Genomic DNA, 14,282 nt, shown 5'->3' with positions numbered 1-14,282 from the left:
CTAGTTTTTTATTCAATCGTGATGTTTGCCCTAGACCTGAGCAATCAAGTGCATAAGGTATAGGGAGTTGAGAAAAGGAGGTGGAATGAATGGGATGTGGAAGAAATGAAGATGTCAGTGATGTACGGCGCCACGAAAGTTGCATTTGCGAGGTTGTTCGTGCCATTAAGCGCGTGCAAGATATTCGCGACGATCTTGATTGCGACGATTGCAGAACTGATTGTTTCCTGACTCCGCTCGGTAGCCTTGTAAGCCCTGCTAGACAACGAGCCAATACGCGCGTCTTTATGCTATTGGACGAAAAAGGTAATCCATTCAAAGCAATGTTTAAGAGAAGAAGAAGGTTCGAAGATGGTGAGAACGCAACCTCCGAACAAGGTCGAAGAGACTGTACAACATGTTTCTCGATTTTCTTCAGAGTTCAAAACATATTCGACAATTGCTGTGCAACAATCCAAGTACTCGAACCGCGTGATGCCAGAGGTAGAAAAGTCGACTTGTTCAAAGGCGGCAAATTGGATCTCGACGCAATTTGCGAAGTCGAAAACTTCGAAGCGACAGGCACTTGCGTAACTGTTGATCTAAAATGCTTCTGTGCTATCCAATGCGTAAAAGACGTTTTCATCGATTGTGACGAAGATTGAAAGAATAACCTGTGATGCTGACTCTGCCCGATCGAACTCCGATCGGGCAGTTTTTCGGTTTTATGGAAGTAATGGAGCCCTTGCACGATTTATTGAGCCTTTGATCGAATAAAGGAGCCCTTGCATGATTAATTGAGCCCTTGTGCGAATAATGGAGCTCTTGATCAAATAATGGAGCCCTTGTTCAATTAATGGAGCCCTTGCCACGAATAATTGAGCCCTTGCTCAAATAATGGAGCCCTTGCACGAATAATTGAGCTCTTGTTCAAATAATGGAGCCCTTGCGTGATTAATTGAGCCCTTGTGACTCCCCTTATAGCATGAGGCGTGAATGAATTCAGAAATTGCTATGCATATTACTGCGCTAAGGATGTCGCGGGGTACATTCACTTTCAAATTGATATCATTTCTCGCGCCAAATGCTTTTGACCATCAAACAACAAACTATTGTTTCGATTTAACATGTATTGACGATGGCAAAAGGATTTCATATTTTGCACCTGCACCGAATCCATTTAGTTCTATAGGTGACCGAGCTAACATCTTTTTGGCGACGTGCCGGCTTTCGAGTTTTGTAAAATAGCAGAATTCCTTATTTGTAATATTGTTCTTAATGAGCATCGACCAATCTTGAAGAGCATGCTCATGGTCATTTTTCCCGTTGTGCCCGCAATGTGAACAATTCCACCTTTTCTGCTCCCACATCATGTGAAGTTTGTTGCAAACAGGGCAAATTACACCTGGTTTAATATGTGCAGGATGTATGTTGTATTTTTTTATCATGGGAAAAGGATTGAATTCTTGATGACTGCTTTTGATTTTTTTGGCTAAGCGGTGAATTTCCGGCTTGTTGAGAATCTCTCGAGTTACCGGTAATGTTCTTAGGTGTGCGGAAATTTCGTAGGTAAACATGATGTCCATACTAGGAGTTTCTTCAATTAATAGTTCATTATTATAGGCAAAAGCAACGATTCCCTTTATCGGAATGTCTATATTTCTTTTCTTTAACCAACTTTCTAAGTGAAATATCTTCCTATCCAATTCCACGATTGGATTTTTCAATGGCAATCGTCTTCCATTCGAATATTCCTTTATAAATTGAAGCGGATTTGATTTTACGATGATTTTTTCCGCGATATTTTTCACTTCTGAAATCAGGATGAAAGCGGGTGTAATCAAAATGGAATCCATTTGAAAAAAGACATCATCGTCACATAGTGTAACGTCATGCAAAATAGCATGAGGATAAGGTGGTTTAAATTCTGCTAAGTATTTGTCGTATTGAGTTTCTCCGGAAAACCCCGCTTGTAAATTGTAAAGTCGTTCTTCTATTCTCTGCCTATTCACATCTCCCTTTCCTATTCGTTTTTCTAAAGCAATCAATCCGTCAATCTCAATATTCTTTTCGCGTTTTTTTATTAGCACTTCATCACCTCATACTCATTGTAGCTTGAGTTGAAGTAATTGGGAATAGTCTGACTTAAATTGTCGAAATGACTACGTATTTGTCCTGACAAAATCTCTATCTTGCGGGAGGATTCCTCGAATTCCAGTAGGAAAATTCGCAGATAATGCTTTTGACAATCTAAAAAGAACTTTCCGGAAGAATCTTCGCAGAATCATGGAGCCCTTGTGCAATTAATTGAGCCCTTGATCAAATAATTGAGCCCCTGTGCGATTAATTGAGCCCTTGATCAAATAATTGAGCCCCTGTGCGATTAATTGAGCCCTTAATCAAATAATGGAGCCCTTGTGCGATTAATTGAGCCCTTAATCAAATAATGGAGCCCTTGTGCGATTAATTGAGCCCTTAATCAAATAATGGAGCCCTTGCACGAATAATGGAGTCCTTGACGGAAAAATTGAGCCCATGTACCATCTGTAGCCATATAAAAACAAGGCAGACCGATAGCTCCGGTCTGCCTTGTTTTCATGATCTCGTGTCAAATGGCTGCCCCCGCCATAAGATATCCTCTATTTTTGCTATTTCAACTTCGGTAATCTTGTCTTCAGATTCAATCCACACAAAGCTATCCTCTACTTTTTGAATTGCCCCTTTGACGGTATTCCCATCGATGATGAATTGGAGAGGAGTATATGCCTGCTTCTGGAAAGGTTCACTTAAATAGCGTAACTTGTTCATAACGACGGGGTTGACAACTTGGCTTGCCGTTAGATTGGATGGCAAGATGTCGATCGTCTCCCTCGTCAATCCATCGTTCGGGTTAAATACGGAGGTGCTTTCTTCCTCTAAAACAGTCATCTTCACATAGACGGGAGGCCCCTGCACAAATAGCAACGGTTCATTGTAGGAAATGTTGATTCCCCCTTTTGTCCGTAGTATATGCGCCTATCGGGAATGAAGTTCTCTTCCCCAACTTCACAGGCTGCTGATGAACATTGTCGCCAATCCAAGATAAATGATGATGCTGATGACGTCGTTCAGCGTTGTGATGAATGGGCCTGATGCTACGGCAGGGTCAATCTTCATCCGGTGCATGAACAATGGAATGAACGATCCTGAAATTGTCGCGACAAAGATGGAAACGAAAATCGCAGCACCAACGAGTAATGCGATAATGAATTCATGCTTCCAAATGAATATGAGGCCAACGACAAAAATCGCGCAAACGAGCCCGGTTATGAGGCCGGTGCCTGCTTCCCGCAGCAACAACTTGAACTTGCTTTCATCCTCGACATCACGAGTCGCGATACCGCGAACTGCTACAGCAAGTGCTTGCGTTCCGCTATTACCGGCAGTTCCCGCAATCAAGGGGATAAATGCTGCCAGTAGAGCGACTTGCGAAATCGTATCCGTGAATAAGTCGATTAGATTTGCCGTCAGCATGCCTAGCACTAACAGGATGATCAGCCATGGAATTCTTTTCTTTGCTGCATCAAACGAAGTTTTGTCAAAAGAGTCCATATTGGATACGGCAGCAAGTTTGGAATAGTCATCGGATGCTTCTTCATCTAAAACGTCGATAACGTCATCGACTGTAATGATTCCAAGCATATGCTGCTGGAAATCGACGACCGGGACCGCTAACAAGTTATAGTCCTGGGTCATCCTTGCAACATCTTCCTGGTCATCCGAGACAAGGACGCTGACGACACGTTCATTCATAATTGATTGGATTAACGTATCTTCATCCGTAATGATCAGGTCACGAAGTGAAACGACGCCAGTCAGACGGTTATCTTCATCTACTACGAAAACATAATAGATGGTTTCGGCAGATGGAGCTTCATTCCGCAAGATTGTCATTGCGGAGCGCACCGTCGAATTTTGTGGAATCGAAACGTATTCCGTCGTCATGATCGAACCGGCGGTATACTCTTCGTAATGCAAGAGGGACTTGATCTGTGCAGCCGCTTCTTTGTTCATTAGCGTCAAATAGCTGGCAATCTGTGCTTTATCAAGTTCTTTCAGGACATCTACCGCATTGTCGACGAACATCTGTGAGATCATTTCGGCGGCATATGTCGTGTCCATCTCCTGAAGGAACTGCTTGTATTCATCTTCATCGATTTCACTTGTCTCGAATATCTCCGCCAACTCTTTCGGAGAGAGGAAGTAATACATTGTCTTTCGATGACCCGGCTCCACCTTCTCATAGAAAACAGCTCGGTCATACGGGTGAAGCATTAAATATTCATCACGGAATGTTTTAATATCTTGCTGTTCCAATGAATTTATCAGTTTTTCTTCGTCGATAATACTTTCATCACGAAGTTCTTCATTTACAGTCATGGCTGCACCTTCCTTTCCACTCCGACATGCATGAATACATTGCAATAGGTATGATAATGAGTAAAACAATCGCTAAAAGGAGAATTGATATGAAACTGGACATAATTGGTGACATACACGGATGCTATGACGAATTGCTGTCGCTCATCGATAAGCTCGGATATTCACTTGCATCAGGATTGCCGCTCCATGAAGATGGAAGACAGCTCGCTTTTGTGGGGGACGCGATGGACCGGGGTCCGTCATCGTTGAAAACGCTGGAGTTCATGTTCAAACTGCAAGACAATCATAAACTCATCTATTCCCCCGGCAACCATTGCAATAAACTTTACCGCCTCGCAAAAGGCAGCAACGTCCAAAAGAAAAACGGACTTGAAACGACAGTGGCGGAATTGAATGCCCTGCAGCCAAAGAGAAAAATGCGTTTCTTGGACCGCTACAGGCAATTCTATGAAGCTTTGCCGCTATATGAAAATCTGGACAACGGACAACTAATTATTGCACACGCGGGAATCCGTGAACAGATGATCGGAGAACCTTTTTCAAATAAAATACAGTCGTTCGTCCTCTACGGGGATACGACCGGTGAAACGCTCCCCGACGGCAGACCTGTCAGAAGGGATTGGGCAAAAAAATATTCCGGGGACGCCTGGATTGTCTACGGACATACGCCGGTCAAGGATGCAAGATTCGTAAACCGAACTGTCAATATCGATACAGGATGCGTGTTCGGAGGCAAGCTGACAGCTATCCGCTATCCGGAAATGGAGATCGTCACCGTTCCTTCCAAGCAACCGTTTATTCCAGAGAAATTCACTTATTTTGATTGATCCGAACCGGTCTCCAATTGTTTCAAGTCCGCAGGCAATTCACTCATGAACGTCATTAGCTCATTCGTCAACGGATGTCGGAAGCCTATGCAAGCGCAATGCAATGCCTGTCTTCCAAGCAACCCACGGCTACCCCCATATAAGTCATCGCCTGCAAGCGGGTGGCCGAGCCATTGCAAATGGACACGTATTTGATGGGTCCGTCCTGTATGCAACTTCAAAGATACGGACGTGAGCTGCACGCCATCCCGTTCAAAGCGGCCAAGCACCTGGACATCAGTCCTCGCATATTGGCCATCTTGCCGGACCGTCCTTTCAATGATACTACCGTCTTTCCGTCCGATCGGCTGTTCAATGGTAAAGGCATCCTTCTTTACATACCCTTCCACGAACGCAATATAACTGCGCTTAAAACCGATCTTCTGCATCTGTTCACTGAGCAGATGATGGATATGCCGGTTCTTCGCCAAGCAAACGAGGCCCGACGTATCGGTATCCAGCCTTGTTAGGACATGCACGGTCGACGGGACATGCTCGGCTTCGAACTTTCCGGCAACGAAATTGGCGACCGTCCCGTTCGGCTGATCGCGTGACGGGATTGTCCCTTGGCCAGCTGGCTTATCGATGATTAGAATCGCTTCATCTTCATAAACAATTGCCAGATTGCCAGTTTCAGGAACAAGACCGACGCTCGGCTCTTCCTGCGGAAATTGGACCGTAACGGAATCCCCTTGCTTCAACGTATGCCTCACCGTCTGCTCCGACCCGTTCACGAGCAGCAAGCCACCGTCATATTTCACCGCTGTCAAAGTCCGTTTTGAGATTCCTTTTTCGTGCAGGAACTCCCGTAGCAAGATCTCATCTTGTTCTACAATGAACTCAAGTGTGAACTTCTTTTCAGTCATAATCGCTTCACTCATCACTTGCGATGAAGGAGTCATGAACCCTCGTCCAGAACGGGAACGGACGGAATCTTCCGAAACGCACCTTTTCATCCGCCACTTTATACTCGATCGACTTCACGTCTTTATGCAACAGTTGCAAATGATCGATCGTCACCATGAAATCCGGTCCCTTGACCGGCGTCAGCACGCAACTATGATGTGCAGGCAGGATAAGTGGTGATCCAACTGTCCGGAACACACGGTTGTTGATCGAAGCCATTTCGGTCAGTTGGATGGCGTGCAAGGATGGGTGGATAATCGCGCCGCCGAGAGCTTTATTATAAGCGGTCGAGCCCGATGGCGTTGACATGCATAGTCCGTCCCCGCGGAATCTTTCAAAATGCACACCGTTTAATTCTACGTCCATGACGAGCGTCACTTCAGGGGATTTGACCGTTGATTCATTGAGTGCAAGATACTTTGCGGCTTTTTCGGACTGTCGGTAATTGATGATCACTTCAAGAAGGGGGTATTCGATGACGTTATATTCCTTCCGCGCAATCGACAGGACAAGTTTCTCCATCTCTTCGGGCTTCCAATCGGCGTAGAATCCGAGATGCCCGGTATGGATGCCGATGAAAGCTGTATCCTTCAGGCGATGGATATATTTATGGAAGGCGTGCAGCAACGTGCCGTCCCCTCCTATCGATAAAACGATATCAGGTTCATCTTCGTCAAAGACAAGTCCGAAATCGGACAAATAATCCCTAGCTTCATCTTTCAGTCGATTCGACAACGGATCATTTCTCGTCTGTATTGCGAATTTCATTATAGCCCCCCCTTTCCCTTTTTTTATCACTGTAATCCCTATCGGCGGTTTCTTTGAACGCGCTGAAGTATTGCTGGGCGTCATGGATTTCATCGCGGATGAGCGACATTTCTTCATCCAACCTGAAAGCGGCTTCTGCAGCCCTTTCCAGTCGATGCATAATGACATTCGGCAATTCGCCTTGATATTTGTAGTTCAAGGAATGTTCGATGGACGCCCAGAAGTTCATTGCCAATGTACGGATCTGAATTTCTGCTAGAATCGACTTCTCCCCATGGATCGTCTGGACTGGATACTCGATGATCATATGGTAGGACCGGTATCCGCTCGGCTTCTTATGAGAGATATAATCCCTTTCCTCAACGACTTGCATGTCGGTTCGCTGCCGCAATGTATGAACAACTTTTCCGATATCATCGACGAACTGGCACATAATACGGAGACCGGCAATATCCGGAAGCTCCTCCGCCAACTCCGCTGAAGGTTTGAAGGGGATTCCCTTTTCAAGGGTTTTATCATAGATGCTCGCTAGTGGTTTCACCCGTCCCGTTACGAATTCCACGGGCATATGGACGCCCTCGAGTTCGTATTGCGCACGAAGCCCCTTCAATTTCACCTTCAATTCGGAAACAGCCTGTTTATATGGTTCAAGAAATTGCTTCCACTCCTTCATAAGTAGCCCTCCAAACTATTGATTGATGTTTTGGAGGAAGGCCTCGAATTCCTGCTCCACCGCAGTCGTGAATGCCTCTCCATAATTGTCGTTCCCTTCAATATTATAGACGAGCATCGTCAGCTCCTCTATAAAGCCCGGCAACGGTATTTTTACATCGTTCCACGCAAGGCACGGATCGTTGCCGGCTTTAAGCGCCTGCGCCATATACGGCCAAGTATCTTTCGGGAAATGTATGTATGTATATCCTTCATCTTCGTCCAGTAAATAGACAAATGCATGTTCCTCGGAATCGGTTATCATTTTCTTTGCTGGGGTTCCGGTTGGCAGTTCAGCATTCCCATCCAATAAAAACAAGATATCATTGCCGTTCTCTTGCCCTTTTATCACTCGGTTCTGAATTCGCATAGGTCTTCTTCCTTTCAATGATCTTACGTTCAGTCTACCATATGAGAGCCGCTGGCGCAGTCTGTAGCATGCGTTTTTATCCCGAACTTGCTATACTTGATTCAGTAGCAACTTTAGATAGTCCTAAAGAAAGGGAGTAGCAAAATGGATGCACGCGCAATTCGTACAATAATGGATATTCAGGCGATGCAGACACTAGGTTCGGTGCAAACTTTCGCGAACGGGCAGGAGTCAACTTCCTCCTTATTCAGCATGATGATAAATGATGTTTTAACTGGCATGACGAGCGGCGCTCCACGACCGGAGACGCTTCCTTTTCAATCTTTCGGCATGTTAGGGGGAATTCAGTCGATGAACAGCCTCCAGTATACAGGTCCGAACAACGTTTATTTGCCCGCAGGCCTCCAGTCAGCCGTTTTCGCTTCCCGGCCGACGGGCAGTGAAAGTTCAGTCGCGAATAAAGACTATGGTGATTTCATTCAGCGAGCCGCGGACACGTACCGCTTGCCCGTGAACCTGATTTCGTCCGTCATCAAACAGGAATCCAACTTCAACAGCACAGCAGTCAGCGGCGCGGGTGCGATGGGCTTGATGCAACTTATGCCAGGCACTGCCAAACTGCTCGGTGTAAAGGATGGGTTCGATCCGGAGCAAAATATAATGGGCGGGGCCAAGTACTTACGACAAATGCTTGATCAGTTCGGCAATATCGAGATGGCATTAGCCGCATATAATGCAGGTCCCGGAAACGTCAGAAAATATGGCGGGATACCGCCTTTCAAGGAAACTGAACAATATGTTTCCAAAGTGCTAAACTTCTATAATCGCATTGAACTCTGACAACATTTCACTATGCTAGAAGGCATTATGTTTGTGAAAGAATTGTTTCGTTGTTAAAATGTCCATACAGTCAGAACAAAGGAGATTGGCATACATGACACGAAAACCTTTGATCCCTTACGAGGAAATCGGTGCTGAAAAATTATCGGAACTCATCGATCGTTTTTATGAAAAAGTGGCTGTCCACCCGGACTTATATCCGATTTTCCCTGAAGATCTGACGGAAACAGCACGCAAGCAGAAACAATTTCAAACACAATATTTAGGCGGACCGAATTTATTCACGGAAGAGCACGGACATCCGATGATGAAAGCGCGTCATATGCCTTTTCCGATAACTCCTGCACGTGCAACAGCATGGCTCGCTTGTATGGCGGAAGCTATGGACGATGTAGGCTTGGAAGGACCTTTGCGGGAAGTGTATTATCATAGGCTCGCCATGACCGCGAACCATATGGTGAATCGAAGCGAGGGGGATGAGCGGTGAACAGGGAAACTCTGTTGGAAAGCGGTCCCACTTCTTCAGCCTCCTTGTCAAAGCCCATCGAAATTTACGTCTTCGTAGATCCTTTATGCATGAATAGCTGGGCGCTCCAGCCATTGCTAAGGAGATTACAAGTTGAATACGAACGATATTTCACACTGAAGATCGTTCTGCGCACTTCTTTAACGAAGACAAACTCATGCTGCTTCGTCAATATGGACGATGCGAAGGCGTGTACTAAAAACCATCCGGCGTTTCCGAGCATCGCCTTAAAAGCAGCGGAGTTCCAAGGAAAGCGTGCAGCTTTCCGATTCCTGTCAAAGCTATTCGAATACACATATTTGAAAAAGAGGAATGTTCTCTCCTTTTCAGTACTTGTTGAAATAGCGGAAAACCTCGGATTAGATGTCGATGAATTCATTCTCGATTTCTCATCGAATCACGTTTTGCGTTCCTTGCAGGTCGATTTGCATTTGGCGAATGAAATGGAAGTGGAAGACGCACCTTCCTTCGTTTTCTTCAATGAAAATATCGAAGACGAAGGGTTGAAGGTGAACGGGCTGCATTCCTATGATATATACGAGCAGATTTTGGAAGAGATGGTCGGGTACGAAATCACACCAGGTGCCCCGCCGACTTTGGATGAGTTGTTCCAGCGTTTCGATTCAATTTCCACGAATGAAATCGCTGAAATTTACAACATCCCGGAAAAAGCAGCCGAGCGCGAATTGAAAAAGCAGCTCCTTCTCCAAAAGATTGAAAGGCTGCCACTTACCAATATGACATTATGGCGTAAGCGCCGTTGAATTTTCAAAGCAGATTGCATGGATTACCGTGCAATCTGCTTATTTATTTTTTATTAGACAAACAAAAGACACTAAATATTAGCCGGATTTCCGCTTCAGGCGGACGCTTTCCGGGGGGCGGGCGGTGAGCCGCTTCCTTCGCTACGCTACGTCCAGGGTCTCACCTGTCCCGCTAATCCCCCAGGAGTCGCCGCCTTCCGCTCCAATCCTGGTAAGACGATTTGTAATTAATAATCTGTATATAGAATGAACTTATAATTTGATACTGTATATTTATTTATGATTAATTAGGGATCTTTTTTTGCTTCACTAGCTATTTGAGTAGCTGCAGTTGCTTGGAGTGAAAGCACGAGACTCCTGCAAACGCCGTTACAAAGAACGGCGTTTGCGAGTAAAAGCGCAGCGTTGCGAGCAGGAGTAGGATGCCTTAATTTCTGCAAAGAACGCAGAAATTAAGGCAAATCGAACCCTTTGCTGTCCGATTAGCTAAGGCAACGCCCGCGGAAAGCGAGTACTGGAACGGAAACTAACTGCCCATATTTATATACAAGAAAAGAGCATCCACTCTTGGGGGAGAGGGATGCTCTTTTACAAAGGGAATGGGAGAAATGTTCACGTTCAAACAAAAGGGGTGTATGTTTGGTATGTGATTTATTTCACATCTATAACTTATCATAAAATAATAGTAACATCAACATTTCACATAAAGTTTCACATGTCTGTCACAAATTAATTGCGAAATAAACCCTATACCTAAAGACTTCCAACCTCTTACTATAAAGATTCTGCATTCAAAAATTCGAATGTAAGCGCTTTACACATTACTATATTAATATAACCTGAAATCATCCAAACAGAAAAAACCTGACATAAGCGCTATAAACGCTTAGTCAGGTCGTTTTTCACTTATCCAAGCAATTCTTCCAGCTCAGCCAACCTTTCCGCAAACACTTTGCACGCCTCTTCGATCGGCTGCGTGCTCGTCATATCGACGCCTGCCTTTTTCAAAACTTCGATCGGATAATCGGATGATCCTGCTTTCAGGAAATGATTGATGTAACGGTCGACAGCTGGCTGGCTTTCCGACAAAATCTGATGGCTGAGCGCAACCGCAGCACTGAAGCCTGTTGCATATTGATACACATAATAATTGTAATAGAAGTGTGGGATGCGCGCCCATTCAAGAGCGATTTCCTTATCTTCTTCCACTGCCTCACCGAAATATTTCTTGTTCAATGCAGCATATTCTTCTGACAATTTGTCAGCTGTCAAAGCGACGCCATGCTGATCAAGCTGATGGATCAGATGCTCGAACTCAGCAAACATCGTTTGACGGAATACCGTTCCACGGAATCCTTCAAGCCAATGGTTCAGTAAATAAATGCGTTTCTGCTTATCGTCGATTGTTTTTAATAAATAATCGTTTAGAATCGCTTCGTTCACCGTAGATGCGACTTCAGCGACAAAAATGGAATAGCCGCTGTAGTTGACCGGCTGATTCTTCCTCGAATAGTAGCTGTGAACACTATGGCCGAACTCATGAGCCAATGTGAACATATTGTTGACGTTGTCCTGCCAATTCATAAGGATGTATGGGTTTGTGCCATAGGAACCCGACGAGTAAGCTCCTGAACGCTTCCCTTTATTTTCACGTACATCCACCCAACGGTTTTCAAGTCCTTCCTTGACGATTGAAGTATACTCTTCGCCAAGCGGATGGAAACTCTCGAGCATCGTTGCTGTCGCTTCCTCATACGGAATCTTCATTTCCACGTCTTTTACCATCGGTGCAAACATGTCCCACATATGGAGTTCATTCAGGCCAAGGACTTTTTTGCGCAACGCGACGTAGCGATGATGCAATCCGAGATTTTTATTAATTGTATTGACGAGGTTATCATACACCTGCTCCGGGATATGGTTGTTCGACAAAGCCGCTTCCCGCGCAGATGTGTACTTTCGGATGCGTGCATTGACGTTATTCCGTTTAACATTTCCGCTCAACGTGGAAGCGAAAGTGTTTTTAAACTCGCCATATTTGCCGTACATCGCTTTGAATGCATCTTCACGTACGCGAGCATCCTTGCTTTCAAGGAAACGGATATACCGTCCATGTGACAATTCAGCCTCTTCCCCATCTTCGTCTTTCACCATTGGGAACGTCAAGTCGGCATTATTCAACATGCTGAATGTTTCCGACGAGCTGCCCGTCACTTCGCCCATCTGCGCTAGGATCGCTTCCTGTTCAGCAGGAAGGATATGCGCGCGATAAGCGTTCATTTCTTCGAACTCATGCTTATACAGTTTCAAGTTATCGTTGTTTTCTACGAGACTGTTCAATTCCTCTTCAGGGATGGATAGCAACTCAGGCGTGAGGTATGAAAGCGCTGTCGAAATTTTGACATACAATGTTTTTGCACGGCTCTCCATTGCTTGATAGAAACTGTTCGTCGTATCCTGATCGCCTTTCAAATGGGCATACGTATACAGTTTCCCCATTCTCTGATAGATTGTATCCCGATAGGAAAGCGCCTCGAACAATGCTTCTGCGCCTTGATTCAACGTCCCTTTAAATGTTTCCGCCTTTCCTGAGAGCTCTTCAATTTCCTTGAACTCCTGCTCCCACGCTTCGTCGGTCGGGAAAATATCCTCTAGACGCCACGTTTCTTCCACTTTTACTTGATCGCGCGTCAATACTTTGTTTTTCGTTTCAGTCGTCATTCAAAATCCTCCCCATCATCTTTCTTCGTATAACGAATCATTTTCATTCTCTCAATTTCGTTCCTCATTTGCAAGGAATCTTTCTGAAATAATTCGCAAGACCATGTTTTCAAGCAAGTCTGTTTTTTGCGTTGTCGAGTCAATGCCATAACAGCCTAAGAAATCGATGTAATACTTGCATGCCATCGTTTTCCCTTTATACTCCCCGCTAAAACTTCGGACGAAGCGTCCAATCGAATATGGCGCTACATCCGAATGTGGTATTTCATTCCGTTTCAGGAAGTGCACAAGCCGGAACTGCCATTCAACGTCCGGTTCACGAAATGCGGAATTCCTCTGAACGGGCACACCGATCCATGGCGGCAGTTGTGTCGGAAGCATTTTCATTTCATAGCAGCTTCTTAAGAATGGGTCTTTAATGCCCTTTCTATTCAATGCTATCCGGTTCTGCAACTCTTTCTGGCGAAGCGTTTCATATAGATTACCATATTGACTTACCTCATTCTCGGTGGGTGCTTTCGGGCGCGCGAAAGGGAAAACTTGAAATGGTAAAGGAAGGATTCGGTGCAAACCGATATACCGTTGTCCGGCTACATGCAGCAGACTGCTGAAATAGTGAAATGTTTGATTGTGGGGATTAAAAGTGAGGAGAACGTGATTATTAAGGGATGTGCTTTCTATGAACCACTCTTGGAACTTTGAGAATTGAAATAAGCCAACACCTTCAGGAAGGGTTCTGAATTTTGCCGGGGTATGCAAAATCCAGATAGGGTCCATGCCGGCTTTACGATATCCTTCCGTCCGTTCTTCCAGTAGAGAGATGGGGATGGTGCTGCATTGAAACTCGATCGGGTAGCTCTTTTTGCCAGTTTTGACGAGCAGATCAGGTCGCTGTAAAATCCTGTTTAGCGTTGGTTCCAATTCGACTTCCATTTGGACATTTACTAGAAATTGATACAATAGCCGCTTGCCGTTCAAGTGTTGCTGGGACTCCCCTTCGGAAAACGATGCGCTGCAAGCTGTGTCTCTCTTATGCGCAAAATGCGGGATGACGATGTCGCCGACTTTCAACTGGACTTGGCCTTTGCACTGCGGGCAATAAAAACTGCGGGTCTGCCGCCACCTTCGCAGTTCATGCCGTTCCAGTTCGGCGGATAATATAATCATTTTTCCTTCATCTGAACAAGCTGTTAAAATAGCCCTCACTCCTTTCAATTGTATTGTAAGGAATAGGACTGGTTATTTCAAATATTATGAATCTAACGGTTTTCGAGTACTTTGCGCGGTTTATGCGTGATTATAGGGGTTTATGCGTGAATAAATTCATTTATGAGGTTTTCTGGCGAGTTATGCGTTTTTAGAGGGTTTTATGCGTGAGTTTTCGATTTTATGCGTGATTGATTGATAAT

At 45.0% G+C, this 14,282-nt stretch carries 15 protein-coding genes; 6 read left to right on the top strand and 9 right to left on the bottom strand.

The window, feature by feature from the left end; all coding sequences use genetic code 11:
- Positions 1-105: 105 nt before the first annotated feature.
- Both M3152_RS18075 and M3152_RS04435 read left to right on the top strand, forming a co-directional pair.
- Positions 106-231, top strand: a complete 126-nt coding sequence (locus M3152_RS18075; RefSeq protein ID WP_353056617.1) for a hypothetical protein — start codon at positions 106-108, stop codon at positions 229-231.
- Entirely contained in the window at positions 174-644 is a 471-nt protein-coding gene (locus M3152_RS04435) for a CotY/CotZ family spore coat protein (RefSeq protein ID WP_353056614.1), read from the top strand. The genes M3152_RS18075 and M3152_RS04435 overlap by 58 nt, the downstream gene beginning before the upstream one ends.
- A gap of 444 nt (positions 645-1,088) precedes the next feature.
- Here the strand turns inward: M3152_RS04435 and M3152_RS04430 are convergent, their stop codons facing one another.
- The 3 genes from M3152_RS04430 to mgtE form a co-directional block, all read right to left on the bottom strand.
- The gene (locus M3152_RS04430) at positions 1,089-2,069 is read right to left on the bottom strand and encodes a nuclease-related domain-containing protein (RefSeq protein ID WP_251693985.1); all 981 of its coding nucleotides are present in this window, start codon (positions 2,067-2,069) and stop codon (positions 1,089-1,091) included.
- 505 nt (positions 2,070-2,574) lie between these two features.
- The gene (locus tag M3152_RS04425; RefSeq protein WP_251693984.1) at positions 2,575-2,913 is read right to left on the bottom strand and encodes a hypothetical protein; all 339 of its coding nucleotides are present in this window, start codon (positions 2,911-2,913) and stop codon (positions 2,575-2,577) included.
- Positions 2,914-3,024: 111 nt separating this feature from the next.
- Complete coding sequence (gene mgtE, locus M3152_RS04420; RefSeq protein ID WP_251693983.1) at positions 3,025-4,398, bottom strand: magnesium transporter; 1,374 nt, start codon at positions 4,396-4,398, stop codon at positions 3,025-3,027.
- An 89-nt stretch (positions 4,399-4,487) separates the two neighbouring features.
- Between mgtE and prpE the strand changes: the two genes are divergently transcribed.
- Positions 4,488-5,228, top strand: coding sequence for a bis(5'-nucleosyl)-tetraphosphatase PrpE (prpE, locus tag M3152_RS04415; protein WP_251693982.1), 741 nt, complete (start codon positions 4,488-4,490; stop codon positions 5,226-5,228).
- Here prpE and M3152_RS04410 read toward each other — a convergent pair.
- Genes M3152_RS04410 through M3152_RS04395 form a run of 4 tightly spaced genes read right to left on the bottom strand, consistent with a single transcriptional unit; the run spans position 5,216 to position 8,022 of the window.
- Positions 5,216-6,169, bottom strand: coding sequence for an RluA family pseudouridine synthase (locus M3152_RS04410; RefSeq protein ID WP_251693981.1), 954 nt, complete (start codon positions 6,167-6,169; stop codon positions 5,216-5,218). The genes prpE and M3152_RS04410 overlap by 13 nt on opposite strands.
- On the bottom strand, positions 6,141-6,941 hold the full coding sequence (locus tag M3152_RS04405) for an NAD kinase (protein WP_251693980.1): 801 nt from the start codon (positions 6,939-6,941) through the stop codon (positions 6,141-6,143). The genes M3152_RS04410 and M3152_RS04405 overlap by 29 nt, the downstream gene beginning before the upstream one ends.
- Entirely contained in the window at positions 6,913-7,614 is a 702-nt protein-coding gene (locus M3152_RS04400; protein WP_251693979.1) for a GTP pyrophosphokinase, read from the bottom strand. Before M3152_RS04400 ends, M3152_RS04405 begins: the two co-directional genes overlap by 29 nt.
- A gap of 15 nt (positions 7,615-7,629) precedes the next feature.
- On the bottom strand, positions 7,630-8,022 hold the full coding sequence (locus M3152_RS04395) for a hypothetical protein (protein WP_251693978.1): 393 nt from the start codon (positions 8,020-8,022) through the stop codon (positions 7,630-7,632).
- 144 nt (positions 8,023-8,166) lie between these two features.
- Between M3152_RS04395 and M3152_RS04390 the strand changes: the two genes are divergently transcribed.
- The 3 genes from M3152_RS04390 to M3152_RS04380 all read left to right on the top strand — a co-directional run bounded on the left by M3152_RS04390 (position 8,167) and on the right by M3152_RS04380 (position 10,152).
- Positions 8,167-8,862, top strand: coding sequence for a lytic transglycosylase domain-containing protein (locus M3152_RS04390; protein ID WP_251693977.1), 696 nt, complete (start codon positions 8,167-8,169; stop codon positions 8,860-8,862).
- Between the two features lie 94 nt (positions 8,863-8,956).
- The gene (locus tag M3152_RS04385) at positions 8,957-9,349 is read left to right on the top strand and encodes a globin (protein WP_251693976.1); all 393 of its coding nucleotides are present in this window, start codon (positions 8,957-8,959) and stop codon (positions 9,347-9,349) included.
- Positions 9,346-10,152 (top strand): DsbA family protein, encoded by an 807-nt coding sequence (locus tag M3152_RS04380; protein ID WP_251693975.1) that lies wholly within the window; start codon positions 9,346-9,348, stop codon positions 10,150-10,152. The genes M3152_RS04385 and M3152_RS04380 overlap by 4 nt, the downstream gene beginning before the upstream one ends.
- A 906-nt stretch (positions 10,153-11,058) precedes the next feature.
- On the opposite strand, the gene pepF is transcribed toward M3152_RS04380, so the two are convergent.
- Positions 11,059-12,873: an oligoendopeptidase F gene (pepF, locus tag M3152_RS04375; protein WP_251693974.1), complete on the bottom strand. Its 1,815-nt coding sequence runs from the start codon at positions 12,871-12,873 to the stop codon at positions 11,059-11,061.
- 51 nt (positions 12,874-12,924) lie between these two features.
- Entirely contained in the window at positions 12,925-14,079 is a 1,155-nt protein-coding gene (locus tag M3152_RS04370) for a competence protein CoiA (protein ID WP_353056604.1), read from the bottom strand.
- Positions 14,080-14,282: the final 203 nt, after the last annotated feature.

The organism is Sporosarcina luteola, from assembly GCF_023715245.1.
Classification (GTDB): domain Bacteria; phylum Bacillota; class Bacilli; order Bacillales_A; family Planococcaceae; genus Sporosarcina; species Sporosarcina luteola_C.
The sequence above is the reverse complement of the archived record's forward strand: the minus strand, read 5'-3'. Positions and strand labels throughout refer to the sequence as shown.

Excerpts from the sequence above, each read along its gene's own strand:
- M3152_RS04405 (WP_251693980.1), bottom strand. The coding sequence starts at position 6,941 with ATGAAATTCGCAATACAGACGAGAAATGATCCGTTGTCGAATCGACTG.
- M3152_RS04385 (WP_251693976.1), top strand. The coding sequence starts at position 8,957 with ATGACACGAAAACCTTTGATCCCTTACGAGGAAATCGGTGCTGAAAAA.
- pepF (WP_251693974.1), bottom strand. The coding sequence starts at position 12,873 with ATGACGACTGAAACGAAAAACAAAGTATTGACGCGCGATCAAGTAAAA.
- mgtE (WP_251693983.1), bottom strand. The coding sequence starts at position 4,398 with ATGACTGTAAATGAAGAACTTCGTGATGAAAGTATTATCGACGAAGAA.
- M3152_RS04400 (WP_251693979.1), bottom strand. The coding sequence starts at position 7,614 with ATGAAGGAGTGGAAGCAATTTCTTGAACCATATAAACAGGCTGTTTCC.
- M3152_RS04390 (WP_251693977.1), top strand. The coding sequence starts at position 8,167 with ATGGATGCACGCGCAATTCGTACAATAATGGATATTCAGGCGATGCAG.
- M3152_RS04410 (WP_251693981.1), bottom strand. The coding sequence starts at position 6,169 with ATGACTCCTTCATCGCAAGTGATGAGTGAAGCGATTATGACTGAAAAG.
- prpE (WP_251693982.1), top strand. The coding sequence starts at position 4,488 with ATGAAACTGGACATAATTGGTGACATACACGGATGCTATGACGAATTG.
- M3152_RS04395 (WP_251693978.1), bottom strand. The coding sequence starts at position 8,022 with ATGCGAATTCAGAACCGAGTGATAAAAGGGCAAGAGAACGGCAATGAT.
- M3152_RS18075 (WP_353056617.1), top strand. The coding sequence starts at position 106 with ATGAAGATGTCAGTGATGTACGGCGCCACGAAAGTTGCATTTGCGAGG.